An 18029-nucleotide genomic window follows, 5' to 3' on the forward strand; every position below is an offset into this window, starting at 1 on the left:
GTGAAAACCAAGGGAGAGAAGATCATATGACTGCCGCCCGCGCGACATCGGACCCATCCGAAGCATTTCCCGACCTGGATTCGCTGATCGACCGCGGGCTTATTCTCAAGTGGCTCTACTGGGGATTGTTCTGGCTGATGTTCACGCCCAGCATCGGCGTGACCATCTCCAGCCTGTTCAACTACCCCGACTACCTGGGGACCTCGCAATACCTGACCTTCGGCCGCTTGCGGCCGATGCATGTCAACGGCGTGATCTTCGGCGCCTTCTCGACGCTGTTCATCGGCCTGTGCTACTACCTGCTGCCGCGCCTGTGCGGCGTGCCGGTCTGGAAAGGCCGGTGGGGACACTGGCTGGTATGGGTGTGGAACCTGGGCCTGGTTGCCGGCATGGCATCGCTGATGCTCGGCTACAACCAGGGCCTGGAAGCCGGCGAATTCCCGATTGCAATTGACGCCATCATCTTCTTCGTGGTGACGGTCACCACCGTGCAGTTCCTGATGACGATCGCGCACCGGCGCGAGCCGCAGCTCTACGTGGCGGTGTGGTACCTGATCGGCGCCTTTGTCTGGACCGTGATGAACCTGGTGCTGGGCAGCTTTATCCTGCCCTACACCATCACCGGCATCAACAGCGCCGCCTTCCACGGCCTGTTCATTCACTACATCGTGGGGCTGTGGATCACGCCTGCCGGCTACGTGCTGATCTACTACTTCCTGCCGGCGAGCGTGCAGAACCCGGTCTACAGCCACAAGCTGTCGCTGGTAGGGTTCTGGTCGCTGGCGCTGTTCTATCCCTTCGTCGGCATCCACCATTATCTGTACAGCCCCATCGCCGACTGGGCCGAGACGCTGGCGATCATCACCTCGATGCTGCTGATCGTGCCGGTCTGGACGGTATTGCAGAATTTCTTCGGCACCATGATGGGCCGCTGGCACACCTTCACCCAGAACCTGACCGCCAAATTCCTGATCATGGGCTCGCTGATGTACCTGGCGGGGTGCTTCCAGGGCTCGACCGAGGCCCTGCGCGCGATCCAGCAGCCAACGCATTTTAGCGACTTCGTCATCTCGCACTCGCACCTGACGGTATTCGGCACCTTCGTCGTGTGGGCCATCGGCGGCACGGTCTATGTGATACCCAGGCTGGTGGCGCGGCCGCTGTGGTCGCCACGGCTCGGCAACTGGTCGTTCTGGCTGATCACCTTTGGCATCAGCCTGATGGGACTGGACCTGACCATGGCCGGCCTGCAGCAGGGCTACATGCTGATGGCGGGCGTGGAATGGGTGGATTCGCTAGTGGCCATCCGGCCCTACTGGCTGGTGCGCACCACGGCCGGCATCTCGATGGACACCGGCATGTCGCTGCTGGTCTACAATCTGATGCGCACCGTGCTGTCGGCCGAGCCCGCCACGGCATCGAGCGCCACGGGTGCCGTACGCGGAGCGTCCACATGACCCCGCGCCGCCCCGATGGCCGCTACGGCCTGCGTTTCTATGCGCTGATCGCGGGATTCGGCTGCATCTCGCTGGCCGCCTTCGTGCAGGGCGTGCTGCCGATGCTGGAGCCGCAGTCGCGCACCGACAAGGTCACCCAGGTGGTGCGCACCGACCTGGGCGAACTCAAGTGGATGGAAGCGCGCGCCACCGACTACACGCCGCTGCAGCTGCGCGGCCGCGCAGTCTATACACGCGAGGGCTGCTGGTACTGCCACTCGCAGTTCGTGCGCCCGGTCACCGGCGAGACCCGGCGCTGGGGCCCGGTCGCCCAGGCCGGCGAATACGCGTTCGACCTGCCGCACCTGTTCTCGACGCGGCGCATCGGCCCGGATCTCTCACGCGTCGGCCTGAAGTTCAGCGATGCCTGGCACCTGGCACATTTCTGGGATCCGCGCATGTTGTCGCCCGACTCGATCATGCCTCGCTTTTCCGCGCTGTTTTCCGAGCCGCACACCGCAAGGCTGGTGACCGACCAGCAGGGCCGCCGCACCATCGAGAACACGCCCGAGACGCGGAAGTTGTTCGATTTCGGCAGCAGCCAGACCATCACGCTGACGCCCAACCAGGCCGGCCTGCTCTACGTCCCGGAGCGCGGAAAGTACCCCGTGATCCTGACCCCCAACAAGGAATTCACAGGCGAGACCGTGATCCTGATCGCCGACACGGAAGACCTGCGCGCGCTGGTGGCCTACCTGCAGAAGCTCGGCACCAACCGCGGCAAGTGGCGCGACCGCTTCGAACCGCAGCAGATGGAGGCCTCGCAGACGAGCATCCCGCGTTCCGAGGAGTGGATCGCGCACGGCAAGAACGTGTATGAGCGCCGCTGCCTTGGCTGCCATGGCGTCAAGGGCGACGGCAACGGGCCGGCCGCCGCGTTCATGCAGAAGGACCGCCCGCGCAACTTCACACTGGGCGTATTCAAGTTCCGGCTCACGCCATCGGGCTCCATGCCGGATGACGGCGACCTGCTGCGCACCATCACGCGCGGCGTGCGCGGCACGGCGATGCCGAGCTGGCACGAACTGCCGGAGAAAGACCGGCTGGCGGTGATCCAGTACATCAAGTACGTACTGGCGGCCGACCGCAGCAAACCGGACAAGCCTTACTACTATTTCCTCGAAGAACCACCGCTCGCACCGATCTTCATCGGCGTTCCGCCCAAGCCCTCGGCCGAACTGATCCAGCGCGGCAAGCAGGCCTGGGACCGCGCCAAATGCTGGGAATGCCACGGGCGCAGCGGCAAGGGCGACGGCGAAAAGGCGCCCGGACTGAAGGACGATTTCGGCTTCCCGATCCCGCCGGCCAACCTGACCACCGGGCAGTTCAAGTCCGGGGCATCGGTGAAGGACATCTTCCGCACCATGAGCACGGGGCTGTCCGGCACGCCGATGCCGTCGTTCAGCGACACGGTGTCCGAGGACGACCGCTGGGCGCTGGCCTACTTCGTCCTGTCCCTGTCGGCCTACACCGATCCGCTGACCGGCCAGCCGCTGCCGATTCCGCCCGAGCAGAAAGCCGCGCTGAACGACCCCGACCTGCGCGCCGACGAATCGCGCCAGGCCTATCGTCCCCCGGGGGCCGACCAGCCGGGGCAGCCCGGCCAGCCAAGCACCTATGCCGGCGAGGCGTGGGCCAGGCGGCACGGCTTCGCATTTGCTGACGAGCGTTAGGAGCGAGCATGGCTGAACTCACCTTCCTGCAATTCGTGGTGGCCTTCTTCATGAGCCTCGGCGCGGTCTGCGTGTTTATCTGGGCCGTGCTGTCGGGCCTGTTCGAGGACGTCGAGGCCATCAAGTACAAGGCCTACCGGGCCGAAGTCAAGGATGACGAAGCGGAGGCATCCGGCCATGAATGATGAACGCGATAGCCCGCCCGCCGGGCAGGAAGAGCCGCATCACCACCAGACCGAAGGCTACGGCGGCGGCCATATCCAGGCGCGGCATGGCCGCATCAACGCGTGGCTGCTGGTCGTCTACCTGGTGTTGTTCGTCTGGGCGCTGTACTACGGCTACGCCTACTGGGGCGGGCTCGGGCCAGGGCTGGACCTGACGCGCTGACCCGACAGTCCGCAACACTGACCGGAGCCCACCATGATACCGAGACTGCTGCTTGCGCTGGCCATGCTGAACCTGGCCTTCCTGTTCGGCGAACTCGCGCTGAACGTGCTTGGACTGCGCCTGTTGTAAGCGGAGCCCGTCATGACCCTCGCCGAAGCGATCGCCTTCTGGATCTTCGTCATCATCACGGTTGGCTTCTTTGCCTGGGTGGTCTATCTGGCGGTACGCAAGTAGCAGGAGAGGCGATGAGCGATCTGTGGCTGGTGTTCCTGGCAGGCGCCGCCGGCAGCATGCACTGCGTCGGCATGTGCGGTGGCTTTGCCTGTGGCCTGGGCCCCGCGCCCGGCGGACGCCTTGCCTCCTTGCTGCGGCACCTGAGCTATAACCTCGGCCGGATCGGCAGCTATGCCTTCCTCGGCACGCTGGCCGGCTATCTCGGCATGCTGCTGGTCGGTCATGCGGGTGAAGGCAGCGCGGCCAGCATGGTGCAGCGCGGACTGGCCATCCTGTCCGGGGTGCTGATGCTGATGATCGGGCTGAACCTGGCCGGGCTCCTCGGCCGTGGCGGCCATGCGCTGGGCGGCGCGGGCGCGCAGTGGCTGGCGCAATCGCTGCACACCTTGCTGCGCCAGCCCGGACCTGGCGCGCCACTGGCATTTGGCGTGCTGAACGGCTTCCTCCCCTGCCCTCTGGTCTATGCCTTCGCTGCGCAGGCGGCAGCCAGCGGCACTGCGCTGGGCGGCCTGCAGATCATGGTCGCGTTCGGGCTCGGCACCTTGCCCACCATGCTGGCGATGGGCGGCCTCGGGCTCTGGTGGCGCGCGCGGCGTCGGCCTGCGAGCATCCCGGTGCAGCCCGTCGTGGCCAGCTTCCTGCCTGCGCCGGCGGCGCACCTGGGCTGGCGCATGCAGGGCGTGCGCGCCGCCGGCGCGTTCATCGTGCTGCTCGGACTGATCACGCTCGCGCGCGGCGTGGTGCCGATGAGCGCCCACCTGCATTAGCCAGGCCTCCTATGCCCATCGAAACCACGCACGCCTGCAGTCACTGCCAGTTGCCGGTCGGACGTCTGGGCCAGCAGCGCGAGCTGGACGGCGCAACGCACTGGTTCTGCTGCTATGGCTGCTGCCTGGCCTATCAGGTGCACCATGGCGAGCACGAGGAACCGCAGGCTGCGGCCGCGCTGATCCGGCTCGGCGTCGGCGGGTTTCTCGCGATGAACGTCATGTTGTTCAGCTGGCTGCTCTACGCCGATGCCTTCACGGGGGATGAAGCCTGGCTGCGCGGCCCGGTTCACTGGCTGCTGTGGGCGCTGGCAACGCCACTGGTGCTGCTGCTCGGGCGGCCATTTGCCGAAGGCGCGTGGCAGGCCATGCGGCAGGGACGGCTGTCGACCGACACCCTGGTCTGCATCGGCGTGCTCGCCGCCTACTGCTATTCGGGCTGGCAGGTGCTGCGCGGCTCCAGCCTGGTCTATTTCGACACCGCCGCCATGGTGCTGCTGCTGTTTACGCTGGGCCGCCTGCTGGAAGCTCGGGTGCGCGTACGCACCGCGCGCCGCCTCGCGCCGATGCTGGCGGCTGAACGCGCCGAGGCGCGCGTGGTCGATGGCGGCACCGAAGACTGGCGCGCCGTCGTCGACATCCGGCCGGGCGAACTGGTGCGGATACTTCCCGGCGAACGCGTGCCAGTCGACGGCATCGTCGTGGATGGCCGCTCGGAGTGCGACGAAGCCGTCCTGACCGGGCAGAGCGAGCCGCAGTTCAAGCCGCCGGGCGCGCTGGTGCACGCCGGCAGCATCAACGGCAGCCGCCCGCTGCTGGTCCGTGCCACGGTGGCCGGCTCGCAGACCCGGTGGCAGCAGATCGGCCGGCAGGTGCGTGAAGCGCTGGCGCGCAAATCGCTGGCGGGCGACACTGTCGACCGCATCATTGCCGTGTTCATCCCGGGCGTGCTGGCACTGGCGGCGGCCAGTGCATGGTTCTGGGGCAGCCGGGCAGTCGCTCCGGCGCAGGCGGCGGATGCCGCGATGCTGGCCGGACTGGCCGTGCTGGTGGTGGCGTGCCCGTGCTCGCTGGGCCTGGCAGCCCCGCTCACGCATGCGTTGGCGATCGGACTGGCGGCACAACGCGGCATTCTCGTGCGCGGCGGCGACGTGCTGGAAAGGCTGGCGCGGCTCAAGGGCATTGCCTTCGACAAGACCGGCACGCTGACGGCGGACACGCTGCACCCCGTCGGCATGCAGACCGAAGGCGCCAGCCACGCGGAAGTCCTGCGCGTGGCGGCTGCGCTGGCGCAGGCTTCGGACCATCCGGTTGCGCGCTCGATTGCCGCCATGGCGCGCGCCGCGGCATCGCCCCCCTCAGCCTCCAATGAAGTCGAGGCCAATGCCGGCGAGGGCCTGTCCGGTCGATTCGACGGCATGGTCTGCGCGCTGGGATCGCCCGCCTTTCTCGGCACGCTCGGGTGGCACGTGCCACCCGCCCTGCTCGCTACGGCGCCACTGGGATGCACGCTGGTACTGGTCGGCTGGGGGGGCCAGGCGCACGGCCTGATCGCGCTGCGCACGCTGCCGATGCCGCATGTTGGCGACGTGATCGCCGAGATGCAGCGCCAGGGCCTGCACACGCTGCTGCTGAGCGGCGACAATCCGCACGCGGTGGCGGCAATGGCCGGCGCGTTGCATATCGCTGCGTGGCAGGCCAGGCTGCTGCCGCAGGACAAGGTGCGTGCCCTGCGCGACTGGGCCGCCGGCACAGGGCTGGTCGCCATGGTCGGCGATGGCCTCAATGACGGCCCGGTGCTGGCGGCTGCCTCGGTCGGCATCGCGGTGGGCAATGCCTCCGACCTGGCCCGCGAAAGCGCGGATGTCGTGCTGCCGCGCTCGGGCCTGGCCAGCCTGCCGTGGCTGTTGCAGCAAGCGCGCCAGGTGCGCCGCACGGTCCGGGCCAACCTGGCCTGGGCCTTCGGCTACAACGCGATTGCGCTGGCGCTGGCCGCCAGCGGGCTGCTGCAACCGGTGCTCGCGGCGGTGCTGATGGCCGGCTCCAGCGTGTTCGTGGCGATGCGCTCGTGGCGCGCCAGCGCAACTGCCGATGCGAATGCAGGCACCGCCGAGAGCGCTGGCGCCACGGCACTGGGCCATCCTGCTGCATTGCGATCCGGTCAGGGAGTTTCACCATGAACCGATGGCTGGCCAGGCTGGCCGCCTGCCTCTTCGCCGTCTCGCTGCCGGGCCTTGCGCCGGCCACGCACAACGAGAGCCAGCGCACCGACCTGTCGTCGCGCGGCTGGCCGGTGGGCGATTTCAGCCTCACCGACCAGAATGGCCGCGCATTTACCCAGGCGCAGCTGCAAGGCCGCTGGACCCTCGTGCTGTTGGGAGACACCCATTGCGGAGCGCCATGCGGCGCGGCGCTGACGGCGCTGACGGGGATGTACCAGCGCATCAGCACGACGCAGAAGCTTGCCACCACGCAGGTGCTGTTCGTCTCGCTGGACCCGCAGCGCGATACGCCGGACGCACTACGGCGCTACCTTGCCCCTTACGACGCCCGCTTCATGGGTGCCACCGGCAGCCCGGAGACGCTGGCGCGAATGATCGACGATCTCGGCGCCAGACCGGGCGTGCCACCCGCCCCCAACGCAGCCTATCCCGGCTCGCTGATCCTGGTCGGGCCGGATGCCACGGTGCACGGGCAGTTCCTGGCGCCGTTCGACGTGCCGCTGCTGACCGCCGCCTATCTGAAGGCACGCGTGCGCAAGTGATCCGAACGCCGCACAAGGAAAAGCCTAGGCGGCCAGTTCGGCGTCAGGCACTGCCGAAGCACGCACCGGCCTGCTTCGGTGCACCAGCCCCGACAAGGCCCCGGCCGCCACGATGCACAGCCCGCCGGCCGCTTCCTTCCAGCTCAGCACCTCGGTCGCCAGCCACCACGCCGATACCGCCGCGATCACGATCTCGAACAGCATCAGCAGCGACACGCGGTTGGCCGGCAGCCGCTGCAGCCCGTACTGCACCACCGAGTTGCTGACCACCAGCACCGCCGCGAGGCCCAGCACCAGCATGGCGGCGCTGACCTGCGCGCCCGCGGCAATCGTGACCGACGGGCCGTCCAGCAGCAGCGCGGCGGGCACACCCACCACCGTGCAGCCGAGGTAAACCACCACCGTGCGCACGCGTGCATCCATGTCCGGGAAGCGCTGGCCCGCGCGGCGCGACAGCACGTTGTTGACGGCAAAGCCCATGCCGCCGACCAGCCCGGACCACTCCGCGGCGGTCCCCGGCAGCGGCACGCCGACCTCCGGCGTCCACAGCATCAGGCCCGCGCCGAACAGCGCCAGCGCCACCAGCGAGAGCCCCGCCGCCGACAGCCGCTCGGCCAGGAACAGCCGGGCGAACAGCGCGGTCCAGACCGGCGTCAGGTAGAACAGCAGCAGCACCCGCATCACATGGCCGTTGACGCTGCCCCAGACAAAGCCGGCGTTGGTCACGCCCGCGGCCAGCCCGATCGCGACGAACAGCCAGTGCGGACGCAGGCCGGCCAGCTGTCGGCGGAACGCCAGCAGCGACACGATGGCCGCCACCGAGCTGACCAGCGCCGCGGCATGCATGCCACCCAGGCCCCAGCCCGCCAGCACGCGGTACGGGAACCAGGCGATGCCCCAGACCGAGGCGCCCAGCAGGATAGAAAGAGAAGCCTTGACCGCATGGCGGTCAGACGGCGCATGCTGCGCCGCAACAGTATTTGTGCTCATGAGGGAATCTGTGGAGGCTAGCCGGGACGCCTGCCGTTCCTGCACAGGCTCGCCCCGGACGGCGCCGGTGGCATCACCATGGCGTGATGCCCGCCATCCGTACCCCGGCCGGCCGCGCGGGCCGGTCCGGCGCACGGAATCCCGCGCCGTTCCTCTATAATGCGTCGTTTTAACCGGCCCCGACCTTTACAACGTGAATCCGCGCCTCGACCTGCTCCAGCCCTACCCGTTCGAGAAACTGCGGGTGCTCTTCGCGCAGGTGAAGCCTGCCGACAAGCCGGCCATCAGCTTTGGCATCGGCGAACCCAAGCATCCGACGCCCGAATTCATCAAGCAAGCGCTGGCGGAGTCACTGGCGGGGCTGGCGAATTATCCCACAACGGCCGGTTCGGACGCACTACGGCAGTGCATTGCCAGCTGGCTGGAACGCCGCTACGGCCTGCCCAAGGTCAATGCCGCGACCGAAGTGCTGCCGGTGACCGGCTCGCGCGAAGCCCTGTTTGCATTTGCGCAGACCGTGGTCGACGGCACCAGGCCCGGCGCGCTGGTGATGTGCCCGAACCCTTTCTACCAGATCTACGAAGGCGGCGCGCTGCTGGCTGGCGCCACGCCGGTGTTCGCCAACAGCGACCCGGCGCGCAACTTTGCCCCGGCTTTCGACCGCATCGGCGACGAAGTCTGGCAAAAGGTGCAACTGCTGTTCGTGTGCACCCCGGGCAACCCGACCGGCGCGGTGCTGTCGCTGGACGACTGGAAGCAGCTGTTTGCGCTGTCCGACCGCTACGGCTTCGTGATCGCCTCGGACGAGTGCTACTCCGAGATCTATTTCGACGAAGGCCGCGCGCCGCTGGGGGCACTGGAAGCCGCCCACAAACTGGGCCGCGGCTTCGAACGGCTGGTGATGTTCTCCAGCCTGTCCAAGCGCTCCAACGTGCCGGGGCTGCGCTCGGGCTTCGTTGCCGGCGACGCCGCGCTGCTGAAGAAATTCCTGCTATACCGTACCTACCACGGTGGTGCGATGAACCCGGCGGTGCAGAGCGCCAGCATCGCCGCCTGGAACGATGAATCGCATGTGCGCGAGAACCGCGCCGCCTACGTGCGCAAGTTCAGCGAAGTGACGCCGATGCTGGCCGAGGTGCTGGACGTGGCGCTGCCCGACGCCGGCTTCTACCTGTGGGCCGACGTCTCGCGCACGGGGCTGAGCGATACCGAGTTCGCCGCGCGCCTGCTGGCCGAGCAGAACGTGACCGTGCTGCCCGGCAGCTACCTGGCGCGCGAGGCCGATGGCATCAACCCCGGCGCCAACCGCGTGCGCATGGCGCTGGTGGCGACGCCCGAGGAATGCCTGGAAGGCGCGCGCCGGATCGTGGAATTCTGCAAATCGCTGGGCTGACCCGCACTTTCCCGGGAGGAAATTTCGCCTTCTCCCGCCATCCAATCAACCACTGAAAAAACGAACATGACGCAAGCACTGCAAGCCCTGATCGACCAGGCCTGGGAAGACCGCACCAGCCTGTCGCCCAAGTCCGCCCCCAACGATATCCGCGAGGCTGTCGCCAACGTCATCAGCCAGCTCGACGCCGGCACGCTGCGCGTAGCCGAGAAGCAAGGCAAGGACTGGATCGTCAACCAGTGGGTCAAGAAGGCCGTGCTGCTGTCGTTCCGCCTGGAAGACAACGCGCCGATGAGCGCCGGCGGCTTTGCCCAGTTCTACGACAAGGTGCCGACCAAGTTCGCCAACTGGAGCGCCGACGACTTCGCCAAGGCCGGCTTCCGCGTGGTGCCGCCCGCCGTGGCCCGCCGCGGTTCGTTCATCGCCAAGAACGCCGTGCTGATGCCGTCGTACGTCAACATCGGCGCCTATGTCGATGAAGGCACCATGGTCGACACCTGGGCCACGGTCGGTTCGTGCGCGCAGATCGGCAAGAACGTCCACCTGTCGGGCGGCGTGGGCATCGGCGGCGTGCTGGAGCCGCTGCAGGCCAACCCGGTCATCATCGAAGACAACTGCTTTATCGGCGCGCGCTCGGAAGTGGTCGAAGGCGTGATCGTGGAAGAGAACTCGGTGATCTCGATGGGCGTGTACCTGGGCCAGTCGACCAAGATCTACGACCGCGAAACCGGCGAGATCCACTATGGCCGCGTGCCGGCCGGCTCGGTGGTGGTGGCGGGCAACCTGCCGTCCAAGGATGGCAAGTACAGCCTGTACTGCGCCGTGATCGTGAAGAAGGTCGACGCGCAGACCCGCGCCAAGACCAGCCTGAACGACCTGCTGCGCGGCGACTGATCGCCCGCACGGCGCAAGCCCCGAGGGCTGCGCCACCCCGTCCCGGGGCCGTGCCCCGGGACCGCATTTCCCGTCGTCACCCCGCCTGGCCAGGCTGAACATGCCTTCCCTCCGCAAGCGACTCATGGCCCTGGATCCCACCACCGTCAGTACCGTGCTCTCCCTGTTGCCCACCATTCTCGAGCAGGCCAACAAGACCATCGAGAAGCTGAAGAAGAGCAAGCGCAAGGACGGCACGCCCGAAGGCGCGGTGGCCGATGCGCGCGATCCCGCCGCCCGCATTGCCGAGCTGGAAGCGGCCGCCGTGCAGCAGGCCGAAGCGGTCAAGCTGCTGGCCGAGCAGCACGCCATCACCATCGAGGCCCTGCGCAAGGAAGCCGCGCGGCTGGACCGCCGGTTGCGGCTGATGACCGCGGTGGCGATGGGCGGCGTGGCGCTGGGGTTGGGCGGCCTGGTGATTGCGCTGAATTTGTTGTTCCGCTGATCCAGCCGCAAGGCAACACACCTGCATTCCATCAAGACTAGCCATGACCGTCCTGCTCTACGGCATTCCCAACTGCGATACCGTCAAGAAAGCCCGCACCTGGCTGGATGCCAACGGCGTGGCCTACAGCTTCCACGACTTCAAGAAGCAAGGCGTGGATGAAGCCATGCTGCGCGGCTGGCTCAAGTACGTGCCGCTGGCCACGCTGCTCAACCCCAAGGGCACTACCTGGCGCGCCCTGTCGGACGCCGACAAGGCCCGCGCCGAGCAAGAAGCCGGCGCGATCGCGCTGATGCAGCAAAGCCCGTCGCTGATCAAGCGCCCGGTGCTGGCCCACGATGGCAAGGTGATGGTCGGCTTCTCCGCCGACCAGTACGCCAGCCAGTTCTGATTTCCTGATTTCCGCTGTCCCATGACCGCCACTCTTGCCCTGACCGAAGACCTGATCCGCCGCCGCTCCGTCACGCCCGCCGACGAAGGCTGCCAGGCCATCCTGGAAACCCGCCTTAAGGCGCTCGGCTTCGACTGCGAAGCCCTCGTCAGCGGCCCTGACGATTTCCGCGTGACCAACCTGTGGGCGGTGAAGCGCGGCACCCAGGGCAAGGACGGCAAGCTGCTGGTGTTCGCCGGCCATACCGACGTGGTGCCGACCGGCCCGCTGGAGCAATGGCACTCAGACCCGTTCGAGCCGACCCACCGTGGCGGCAAGCTGTACGGCCGTGGCGCCGCCGACATGAAGACCTCGATCGCCGGCTTCGTGGTGGCAGTGGAAGAGTTCGTCAAGGCGCATCCCGCGCATGCCGGTTCGATCGGCTTCCTGATCACCAGCGACGAGGAAGGCCCGGCGCACGACGGCACCATCAAGGTGGTGGAAGCGCTGACCGCACGCGGCGAGCGACTGGACTACTGCGTGATCGGCGAGCCGACCTCGGTCAACGCGCTCGGCGACATGGTCAAGAACGGCCGCCGCGGCTCGCTGTCGGGCAAGCTCACGGTCAAGGGCATTCAGTGCCATATCGCCTACCCGCACCTGGGGCGCAACCCGATCCATGAAGCCGCTCCGGCGCTGGCCGAACTGGCCGCCGAGGTCTGGGACCAGGGCAACGAATACTTCCCGCCCACCAGCTGGCAGATGTCGAACATCCATGGCGGCACCGGCGCCACCAACGTGATCCCGGGCCACATCACCATCGACTTCAATTTCCGCTTCTCCACCGCCAGCACGCCGGAAGGCCTGAAGGCGCGCGTGCATGCGATCCTGGACCGCCACAGCCTCGAATACACGCTGGACTGGACCCTGGGCGGCGAGCCTTTCCTGACACCGCGCGGCGAGCTGTCCGAGGCGCTGTCGTCCGCGATCCAGGCCGAGACCGGCTTCCAGACCGAGCTGTCGACCACCGGCGGCACTTCCGACGGCCGCTTTATCGCCAGGATCTGCCCGCAGGTGATCGAGTTCGGCCCGCCCAACGCCAGCATCCACAAGATCGACGAGCACGTCGAAGTGCGCTTTATCGAGCCGCTGAAGAACGTTTACCGCGGCGTGCTGGAACGCCTGATCGCCTGATTTTTTCGCCGAAAGACACCCACATGGCAACGCCCTCCCCCCTGCGCACCGTGCGCGACCTGCTGCGTCTCGCAGTCTCGCGCTTTACCGCCGCGCGCCTGTCCTTCGGCCACGGCAGCGCCAACGCCTATGACGAAGCGGCCTACCTGGTGCTGCATACGCTGAACCTGCCGCTGGACACGCTCGACCCGTTCCTGGATGCGCGCCTGCTGCCGGAAGAAATCGATGCCGTGCTGAAGGTCATCGACCGCCGCGTCAACGACCGCGTCCCGGCCGCCTACATCACGCACGAAGCCTTTATGCACGGCCTGCGCTTCTACGTGGACTCGCGCGTGATCGTGCCGCGCAGCTTTATCGGGGAACTGCTGCAGGAAGGGCTGGAGCCGTGGGTCGGCGAGACCGAGCAGATCGGCCCCGTGCTGGAGTTGTGCACCGGCTCGGGGTGCCTGCCGATCGTCGCCGCGCACGTGTGGCTCAACGCGAAGATCGACGCCGTCGACATCTCGCCCGATGCGCTCGCGGTGGCGCGGCGCAACGTGGCCGACTACAAGATGGATGACCGTATCCGGCTGTACCAGGGCGACCTGTACGCGCCGCTGCCGCATGGCGCGACCTACGATGTGATCCTGACCAATCCGCCGTATGTGAACGAGGCGTCGATGCAGTCGCTGCCGCCCGAGTACCTGGCCGAGCCGCGCATCGCGCTGGCTGGCGGGAACGATGGGATGGATGTGGTGCGAAGGATTATTGCCGGGGCCAAGGCGCACCTGAACCCCGGAGGCGTGCTGGTGGTGGAGATTGGGAATGAGCATGCCAATGTTGAAGCCGCCTTCCCGGAACTGGAGATCATCTGGCTGCCGGTCAGCGCGGGCGATGAGCAGGTGTTCTTGCTGACGTACGACGGATTGCCGGGGTAATCGGCATAGCGAACCGGCTGTTTGCTCCCCTCTCCCGCTTGCGCCCGCTTGCGGGAGAGGGGAGCAAACAATCAGGATCTCAAGCGTCAGCGGACCTGCTCACCCCACGCGCAATCTGGGCGAACACCGGCCACCCCACGGCCATGAATCTCACGCAAGCTCTACACTCGCTGCAGATACCGCACCCAGTGCCGTGGCAAACCCTGAAGCCGTGACCGCCAGCAACACCCCTCTCCCCGGTTCACCCGACGCCCTGCCCGCCCGGGCCGCGGCCACGCATGCCGTACGCGGCATCGCCATGCTGACCTTTGCCTTCGCGCTCAGCCAGTTCTTCCGCTCCTGCCTGGCGGTCATGGCGCCCGAACTGCAGCATGACTTCGGCCTGTCACCGGCGGGCTTCGGCGCGCTGTCGTCTTCGTTCTTCCTGGCCTTCGCCGTGGCGCAGATCCCGGTGGGCATCGCCTTCGACCGCTACGGTGTAGGCCGACCTACCGCAATGCTGCTGGCCGTGGGCGCGCTGTCGTCGATCGTATTCGTGCTCGCCCCCAACGGCACCGCTGCCACGCTGGCGCAGGTCGGGCTGGGACTGGCCTGCGCGCCGGTGTTCATGGGGCTGCTGCACTTCGCCTCCGAGCAATTGTCCGAGCGCGACTACACCCGCGTGGTCAGCCGTTCCAACGCCATGGGCATGATCGGCGCGCTGTGCGCCACCGCGCCGCTGGGCTGGGCGATCTCGCTGATCGGCTGGCGCCCGTCGATGGCGGTGTCGGCGCTGGGCATGGTGGCGGCCTGCTACGGGGTCTGGCGCTTCGTGCGCGACCAGGGCCATGCCGAGGCACGCAGCGCATCGTGGCCGGCGATGCTGTCGGAGAGCATGCAACTGCTGCGACTGGCGCCGCTGTGGACGCTGATCCCGCTGTGCGTAGCCATGGCCGCCGGCACCGCCTTCCGCAACGCCTGGAGCGGGCCCTACCTCGCCGACGTGTTCGGCCTGGGCTCGGCGCCGCGCGGGGTGGCCCTGACGCTGCTGAGCCTAGCCGGCTTCATGACCGCCTTCCTGCTGCCGGTGCTGGTCCGCCGCAGCACGCTCAAGACCACCATCGTCGGCTGGTCGTGCTTTGCCATGTCGGGTGCGATCCTGCTGGCGCTGTGGCCAGCCACCGGCATTGCTTACGGGGTGGCGATGATGGCGCTGCTGTCGACTATCGGCATGCTGCACCCGCTGGTGATGTCACAGGGCCGCGGCCTGATCCCGCCGTCGCGGCGCGGACGCGGGCTGGGGCTGCTCAATACCTTCGTGTTCCTGGGCTCGGCGCTGATGTCATGGGCCTTCGGGCTGATCGCCAATGCGGGCCATGTGCGCGAGTGGCCGGTGGCATTCACCTATTCGGCGATCTTCGTGTCGGCCGCTGTGCTAATCGGCGCAGCGCTGGTGCTGTATTTCTTCAGCCCGCCGCATCCGACCAACTAGACCTCCGCATCAGGCCGGCGACAGCGCCCGCACCATGTCGGCAATCACGGTAAAGCGGATCACGCGCAGGCACGCCAACTCGCCGGCAAACCCGCTGGTCAGCGTCGGGCGCTCCTGTGCCATGGCAGCGTTCTGCTTCTCGGCCTGCTCGTAGAGTGCTTGAGCCGCTGGCCCGATGCCGCGCAGCATCGCATCCAGCCGCCGCTCGGCGGTCACCGTCGTCAACCCCAGAGCGCGCCCCGCCTCCAGCACCAGCGCGCGTGAAAAATCGCCATAGAATTCGACACCCAGCACCGGCCACGCAAACCGGTGCGCCTCGGGCCAGCCGGTCTTGCCATAGGTGCGGGTGGCATAGGCCGCCTCGCTCAGCAGGTCGTAGAACGGCGCCAGCGCAATGCCCGCATCGGACACCAGGAAGCTCAGGTTCTTCAGGTGCGCGTCCGAGTTGCCCACCAGGATGTTGAACACCAGCCAGTCGAACAACCGCGCCCGCGCCACCGCCGGCGCGCGGCATAGGGCGGCCAGTTCCGCCAGCCGCTCGACGCTGCCCTGGTCGTACTTGAAGGTGCGCGGCAGGTTCAGCAGCTGGCAGGCATCGATCGCATGCAGCCGCTCCCACTGCCCCGTGGGCGCCAGGCGCCGGTCGAAGCGGTCGATCAGGTAGACCGGCGCCGGCACGTAGCGCCGGTGTACCGGCGGCACGTCCAGCTTCAGCCGCGCGGCCAGCGACATCACGAACCATTCGTTGGCGACCGAATGCGGATAGACCTCCTGCATCTGGTGCGTCGGCTTCAGGATATGCGTCGACGGGGTATCTGCACCGGGCTCGAACAACGCGCCGTCGCGCAGCACCACCGCCAGCTTGTGCTGGGCACCGGCCAGCGACATGCGCTTGACCGCGCCATGCGTCAGCGGAACGCTGGGCAGGCTGTGGATGCGCGCATCGAGCGCCGCATCGGTCAGGGGCCGCAGGTTCGGCACGGCGGCGGGCGTGCGCCCCGGCGGCAGCAGCGTCAGCGAGCCCGCCGACTCCGCGCCGTAGTGCGCCAGCAGCGCAAAGGCGTCGGCCTCGTTGCGGATGCTGGCGTCGCGCGCCAGCAGCGCGCGCTGGCCGTCCTCGGGCAGCAGGTTGTCAAAATACCACTGCACCGGGCGCAACGTGCTGCCGTCGGCCAGTGGCGGCGCCTGCAGCGGCAAGGCGGGACTCAGCGCAAAGGCATGCGGGCTGCCGAGCCAGGCCGGGTCATAGCGGAACGACCAGACATCGTTGGCATCGTGCAGCTCGCCAACCGGCATGCCGTTGATGCTGGCGACCAGTACGCGCTCAGCCATGCTGGCCGGTCCCGCGTGCTGCCGCGCGCCGCTTGTGGCTGCGCGCCTGGCGCTGCCTGAGCTTGTCCCGCTCGGCGTCGACCAGCGGCGCCGCCGCCTCCGGCACGTCGACCGTCACGCGCAGGCCCAGCCCTTCCAGCACCTGGAACAGCTTGCCCCACTGGATGCCCTCCGCGCCGTTCTCGACGCGGACCATGAAGTTCTCGCTGACGCCGATCGCGCCGGCGGCATCGTCCTGCCGCAGGCCCTGGGCCTTGCGGGCGGCGCGCACGAAGGCGCCCATATCGCTGGGGTCGTTGAGTGACAGTTGCACAAAAAATCTCCCTGATCGCAAAGACTTTAGTGCGCCCTGCCCAGAAAATCAAGAAATCTCCTCGAGCGCAAAGATTTTGCCTTGCAACCACCGCCCCGACCCTGAAATCTCCTCGTTCGCAAAGATTTTTGAGAAGGATACCTCCCGGCACAAGCCGACCGGCACAACAATTCGGCCCCGCGCCGGGTTACCGCTCCACCTGCAAAAAGCCAGACTTATCGATTTAAGAATTCCACCAGCACGCTAACGCCTTTACCGTCTGTGTGACACCAGCGTCCCACCCTATATCCGACAACAGGGGACCACGGCCGCACTGCGCCGCCGGCATAACGAGGAGACAAGTTCATGGCATCCACCCTGCGCCCCGCCTGGGGCCGTCGCGCATGGCTGGCCGGCTTGCTGGCCACGGCCGCAGTCGCCGCCGTACCGTTCGCCGCGAAGGCCGAGACCTGGCCGTCGCGCCCGATCCAGCTGCTGATCCCCTACCCGCCGGGCGGCAGTGCCGACCTGCTGGCGCGCCCGGTCGCGGCAAAGCTGCAGGAGCGGCTCGGCCAGCCGGTAGTGCTGGATTACCGGCCGGGCGCCGGCGGCACCATCGCCAGCCAGGCGCTGGCGCGCGCCAAACCCGACGGCTACACGCTGATCATGGTGCTGGCCGCGCATGCCATCAATGCCAGCCTGTACCCGAAGCTGCCCTACGACACGCGCAAGGATTTCGCCCCGGTGTCGCTGGTGGCCAACCTGCCGATGATCCTGGCCGGCAGCCCGTCGCTGCAGGCCACCAATGTGGCGGAGCTGATCGCGCAGGCCAAAGCCGCGCCCGGCAAGCTGACCTTTGCCTCGGCCGGCAACGGCAATACCGGCCACCTGGCGGGCGAGCTGTTCGATTCCGTGGCGGGCGTCAAGATGACCCATGTCCCTTACAAGGGCAGCGCACAGGTGGTGACGGCGATGCTGTCCGGCGAGGTCCAGCTGACCTTTGACAGCATCTCGACCACGCTGCCGCATGTGAAGAGCGGCAAGCTGCGCGCGCTGGCGGTGACCGGCAGCCAGCGCGCCGCGGTCGCGCCCGACGTGCCGACGCTGGCCGAAGCCGGCGTGCCGGGCATCAGCATCACCGGCTGGTACGCGGTGCTGGCCCCGGCCGGCACGCCGCAGCCAGTGATCGACCGCCTCAGCACCGAGATCGCCACGGTGCTGCGCCAGCCCGACCTGAAAGCCACGCTGGCCACCAACGGCTACGAGCCGGTGGGCTCCACGCCGGCAGCGCTGCGCACCCATATCGATGCCGAGATCAGCCGCTGGAGCAAGGTGGTCAAGGAATCCGGCGCGCAGATCCAGTAAATTCTC

General features: G+C 67.7%; 18 protein-coding genes. 15 read left to right on the forward strand and 3 right to left on the reverse strand.

The features are described 5' to 3' along the window. Positions 1 to 26 precede the first annotated feature (26 nt). The 7 genes from K307_RS36565 (at position 27) to K307_RS44685 (ending at position 7321) form a co-directional block, all read left to right on the forward strand. Positions 27 to 1457, forward strand: coding sequence for a cbb3-type cytochrome c oxidase subunit I (locus K307_RS36565; protein ID WP_051975334.1), 1431 nt, complete (start codon positions 27 to 29; stop codon positions 1455 to 1457). Continuing rightward, positions 1454 to 3169, forward strand: a complete 1716-nt coding sequence (locus tag K307_RS44680; RefSeq protein WP_063771730.1) for a cbb3-type cytochrome c oxidase subunit II — start codon at positions 1454 to 1456, stop codon at positions 3167 to 3169. The genes K307_RS36565 and K307_RS44680 overlap by 4 nt, the downstream gene beginning before the upstream one ends. Positions 3170 to 3177: 8 nt before the next feature. Further along, positions 3178 to 3354 carry a cbb3-type cytochrome oxidase assembly protein CcoS gene (gene ccoS / locus K307_RS48260; RefSeq protein ID WP_116320632.1) on the forward strand — a complete coding sequence of 59 codons (177 nt, stop codon included), beginning with the start codon at positions 3178 to 3180 and terminating at the stop codon, positions 3352 to 3354. Continuing rightward, a complete protein-coding gene (locus tag K307_RS36575; RefSeq protein ID WP_035824470.1) occupies positions 3347 to 3556 on the forward strand; it encodes a hypothetical protein in 210 nt (69 codons plus the stop codon). Before ccoS ends, K307_RS36575 begins: the two co-directional genes overlap by 8 nt. A 245-nt stretch (positions 3557 to 3801) precedes the next feature. Next, positions 3802 to 4557 carry a sulfite exporter TauE/SafE family protein gene (locus tag K307_RS36580; protein ID WP_042885972.1) on the forward strand — a complete coding sequence of 252 codons (756 nt, stop codon included), beginning with the start codon at positions 3802 to 3804 and terminating at the stop codon, positions 4555 to 4557. Between the two features lie 11 nt (positions 4558 to 4568). Continuing rightward, a complete protein-coding gene (locus K307_RS36585) occupies positions 4569 to 6737 on the forward strand; it encodes a heavy metal translocating P-type ATPase (protein ID WP_051975335.1) in 2169 nt (722 codons plus the stop codon). After that, the gene (locus tag K307_RS44685; RefSeq protein ID WP_051975336.1) at positions 6734 to 7321 is read left to right on the forward strand and encodes an SCO family protein; all 588 of its coding nucleotides are present in this window, start codon (positions 6734 to 6736) and stop codon (positions 7319 to 7321) included. Before K307_RS36585 ends, K307_RS44685 begins: the two co-directional genes overlap by 4 nt. Positions 7322 to 7345: 24 nt before the next feature. Here K307_RS44685 and K307_RS36595 read toward each other — a convergent pair whose 3' ends face one another. Continuing rightward, a complete protein-coding gene (locus K307_RS36595) occupies positions 7346 to 8311 on the reverse strand; it encodes a DMT family transporter (protein WP_042885975.1) in 966 nt (321 codons plus the stop codon). 193 nt (positions 8312 to 8504) lie between these two features. On the opposite strand from K307_RS36595, the gene dapC reads away from it, so the two are divergent. The 7 genes from dapC to K307_RS36630 all read left to right on the forward strand — a co-directional run bounded on the left by dapC (position 8505) and on the right by K307_RS36630 (position 15034). Beyond that, a complete protein-coding gene (gene dapC, locus K307_RS36600) occupies positions 8505 to 9704 on the forward strand; it encodes a succinyldiaminopimelate transaminase (RefSeq protein WP_042885976.1) in 1200 nt (399 codons plus the stop codon). A 66-nt stretch (positions 9705 to 9770) separates the two neighbouring features. Next, positions 9771 to 10598: a 2,3,4,5-tetrahydropyridine-2,6-dicarboxylate N-succinyltransferase gene (gene dapD, locus K307_RS36605; protein ID WP_022535359.1), complete on the forward strand. Its 828-nt coding sequence runs from the start codon at positions 9771 to 9773 to the stop codon at positions 10596 to 10598. Between the two features lie 100 nt (positions 10599 to 10698). Then, positions 10699 to 11082, forward strand: coding sequence for a hypothetical protein (locus K307_RS36610; RefSeq protein WP_042885978.1), 384 nt, complete (start codon positions 10699 to 10701; stop codon positions 11080 to 11082). A gap of 43 nt (positions 11083 to 11125) precedes the next feature. Continuing rightward, positions 11126 to 11473 (forward strand): ArsC family reductase, encoded by a 348-nt coding sequence (locus K307_RS36615; RefSeq protein WP_042885980.1) that lies wholly within the window; start codon positions 11126 to 11128, stop codon positions 11471 to 11473. Positions 11474 to 11494: 21 nt separating this feature from the next. Then, a complete protein-coding gene (gene dapE, locus K307_RS36620) occupies positions 11495 to 12646 on the forward strand; it encodes a succinyl-diaminopimelate desuccinylase (RefSeq protein ID WP_042885981.1) in 1152 nt (383 codons plus the stop codon). 23 nt (positions 12647 to 12669) lie between these two features. After that, the gene (prmB, locus tag K307_RS36625) at positions 12670 to 13563 is read left to right on the forward strand and encodes a 50S ribosomal protein L3 N(5)-glutamine methyltransferase (RefSeq protein WP_042885983.1); all 894 of its coding nucleotides are present in this window, start codon (positions 12670 to 12672) and stop codon (positions 13561 to 13563) included. Positions 13564 to 13774: 211 nt separating this feature from the next. Beyond that, positions 13775 to 15034, forward strand: coding sequence for an MFS transporter (locus tag K307_RS36630; RefSeq protein ID WP_042887883.1), 1260 nt, complete (start codon positions 13775 to 13777; stop codon positions 15032 to 15034). Between the two features lie 9 nt (positions 15035 to 15043). On the opposite strand, the gene K307_RS36635 is transcribed toward K307_RS36630, so the two are convergent. Both K307_RS36635 and K307_RS36640 read right to left on the reverse strand, forming a co-directional pair. Beyond that, a complete protein-coding gene (locus K307_RS36635; RefSeq protein ID WP_042885984.1) occupies positions 15044 to 16366 on the reverse strand; it encodes a HipA domain-containing protein in 1323 nt (440 codons plus the stop codon). Next, complete coding sequence (locus K307_RS36640; protein WP_042885987.1) at positions 16359 to 16679, reverse strand: helix-turn-helix domain-containing protein; 321 nt, start codon at positions 16677 to 16679, stop codon at positions 16359 to 16361. Before K307_RS36640 ends, K307_RS36635 begins: the two co-directional genes overlap by 8 nt. Before the next feature lie 345 nt (positions 16680 to 17024). Here K307_RS36640 and K307_RS36645 point away from each other — a divergent pair, with 345 nt between their 5' ends. Continuing rightward, complete coding sequence (locus K307_RS36645) at positions 17025 to 18023, forward strand: tripartite tricarboxylate transporter substrate binding protein (RefSeq protein ID WP_042885989.1); 999 nt, start codon at positions 17025 to 17027, stop codon at positions 18021 to 18023. Positions 18024 to 18029 lie beyond the last annotated feature (6 nt).

The organism is Cupriavidus necator A5-1 (assembly GCF_000744095.1).
Lineage (GTDB): Bacteria > Pseudomonadota > Gammaproteobacteria > Burkholderiales > Burkholderiaceae > Cupriavidus > Cupriavidus necator_A.

What these genes read in the sequence shown, in the direction of transcription:
- dapD (WP_022535359.1), top strand. Translation starts at nt 9,771, where the DNA reads ATGACGCAAGCACTGCAAGCCCTGATCGACCAGGCCTGGGAAGACCGC.
- K307_RS36580 (WP_042885972.1), top strand. Translation starts at nt 3,802, where the DNA reads ATGAGCGATCTGTGGCTGGTGTTCCTGGCAGGCGCCGCCGGCAGCATG.
- K307_RS44680 (WP_063771730.1), top strand. Translation starts at nt 1,454, where the DNA reads ATGACCCCGCGCCGCCCCGATGGCCGCTACGGCCTGCGTTTCTATGCG.
- ccoS (WP_116320632.1), top strand. Translation starts at nt 3,178, where the DNA reads ATGGCTGAACTCACCTTCCTGCAATTCGTGGTGGCCTTCTTCATGAGC.
- K307_RS36595 (WP_042885975.1), bottom strand. Translation starts at nt 8,311, where the DNA reads ATGAGCACAAATACTGTTGCGGCGCAGCATGCGCCGTCTGACCGCCAT.
- K307_RS36615 (WP_042885980.1), top strand. Translation starts at nt 11,126, where the DNA reads ATGACCGTCCTGCTCTACGGCATTCCCAACTGCGATACCGTCAAGAAA.
- K307_RS36565 (WP_051975334.1), top strand. Translation starts at nt 27, where the DNA reads ATGACTGCCGCCCGCGCGACATCGGACCCATCCGAAGCATTTCCCGAC.
- K307_RS36645 (WP_042885989.1), top strand. Translation starts at nt 17,025, where the DNA reads ATGGCATCCACCCTGCGCCCCGCCTGGGGCCGTCGCGCATGGCTGGCC.
- K307_RS36635 (WP_042885984.1), bottom strand. Translation starts at nt 16,366, where the DNA reads ATGGCTGAGCGCGTACTGGTCGCCAGCATCAACGGCATGCCGGTTGGC.
- K307_RS44685 (WP_051975336.1), top strand. Translation starts at nt 6,734, where the DNA reads ATGAACCGATGGCTGGCCAGGCTGGCCGCCTGCCTCTTCGCCGTCTCG.
- K307_RS36585 (WP_051975335.1), top strand. Translation starts at nt 4,569, where the DNA reads ATGCCCATCGAAACCACGCACGCCTGCAGTCACTGCCAGTTGCCGGTC.
- dapE (WP_042885981.1), top strand. Translation starts at nt 11,495, where the DNA reads ATGACCGCCACTCTTGCCCTGACCGAAGACCTGATCCGCCGCCGCTCC.
- prmB (WP_042885983.1), top strand. Translation starts at nt 12,670, where the DNA reads ATGGCAACGCCCTCCCCCCTGCGCACCGTGCGCGACCTGCTGCGTCTC.
- K307_RS36610 (WP_042885978.1), top strand. Translation starts at nt 10,699, where the DNA reads ATGCCTTCCCTCCGCAAGCGACTCATGGCCCTGGATCCCACCACCGTC.
- K307_RS36575 (WP_035824470.1), top strand. Translation starts at nt 3,347, where the DNA reads ATGAATGATGAACGCGATAGCCCGCCCGCCGGGCAGGAAGAGCCGCAT.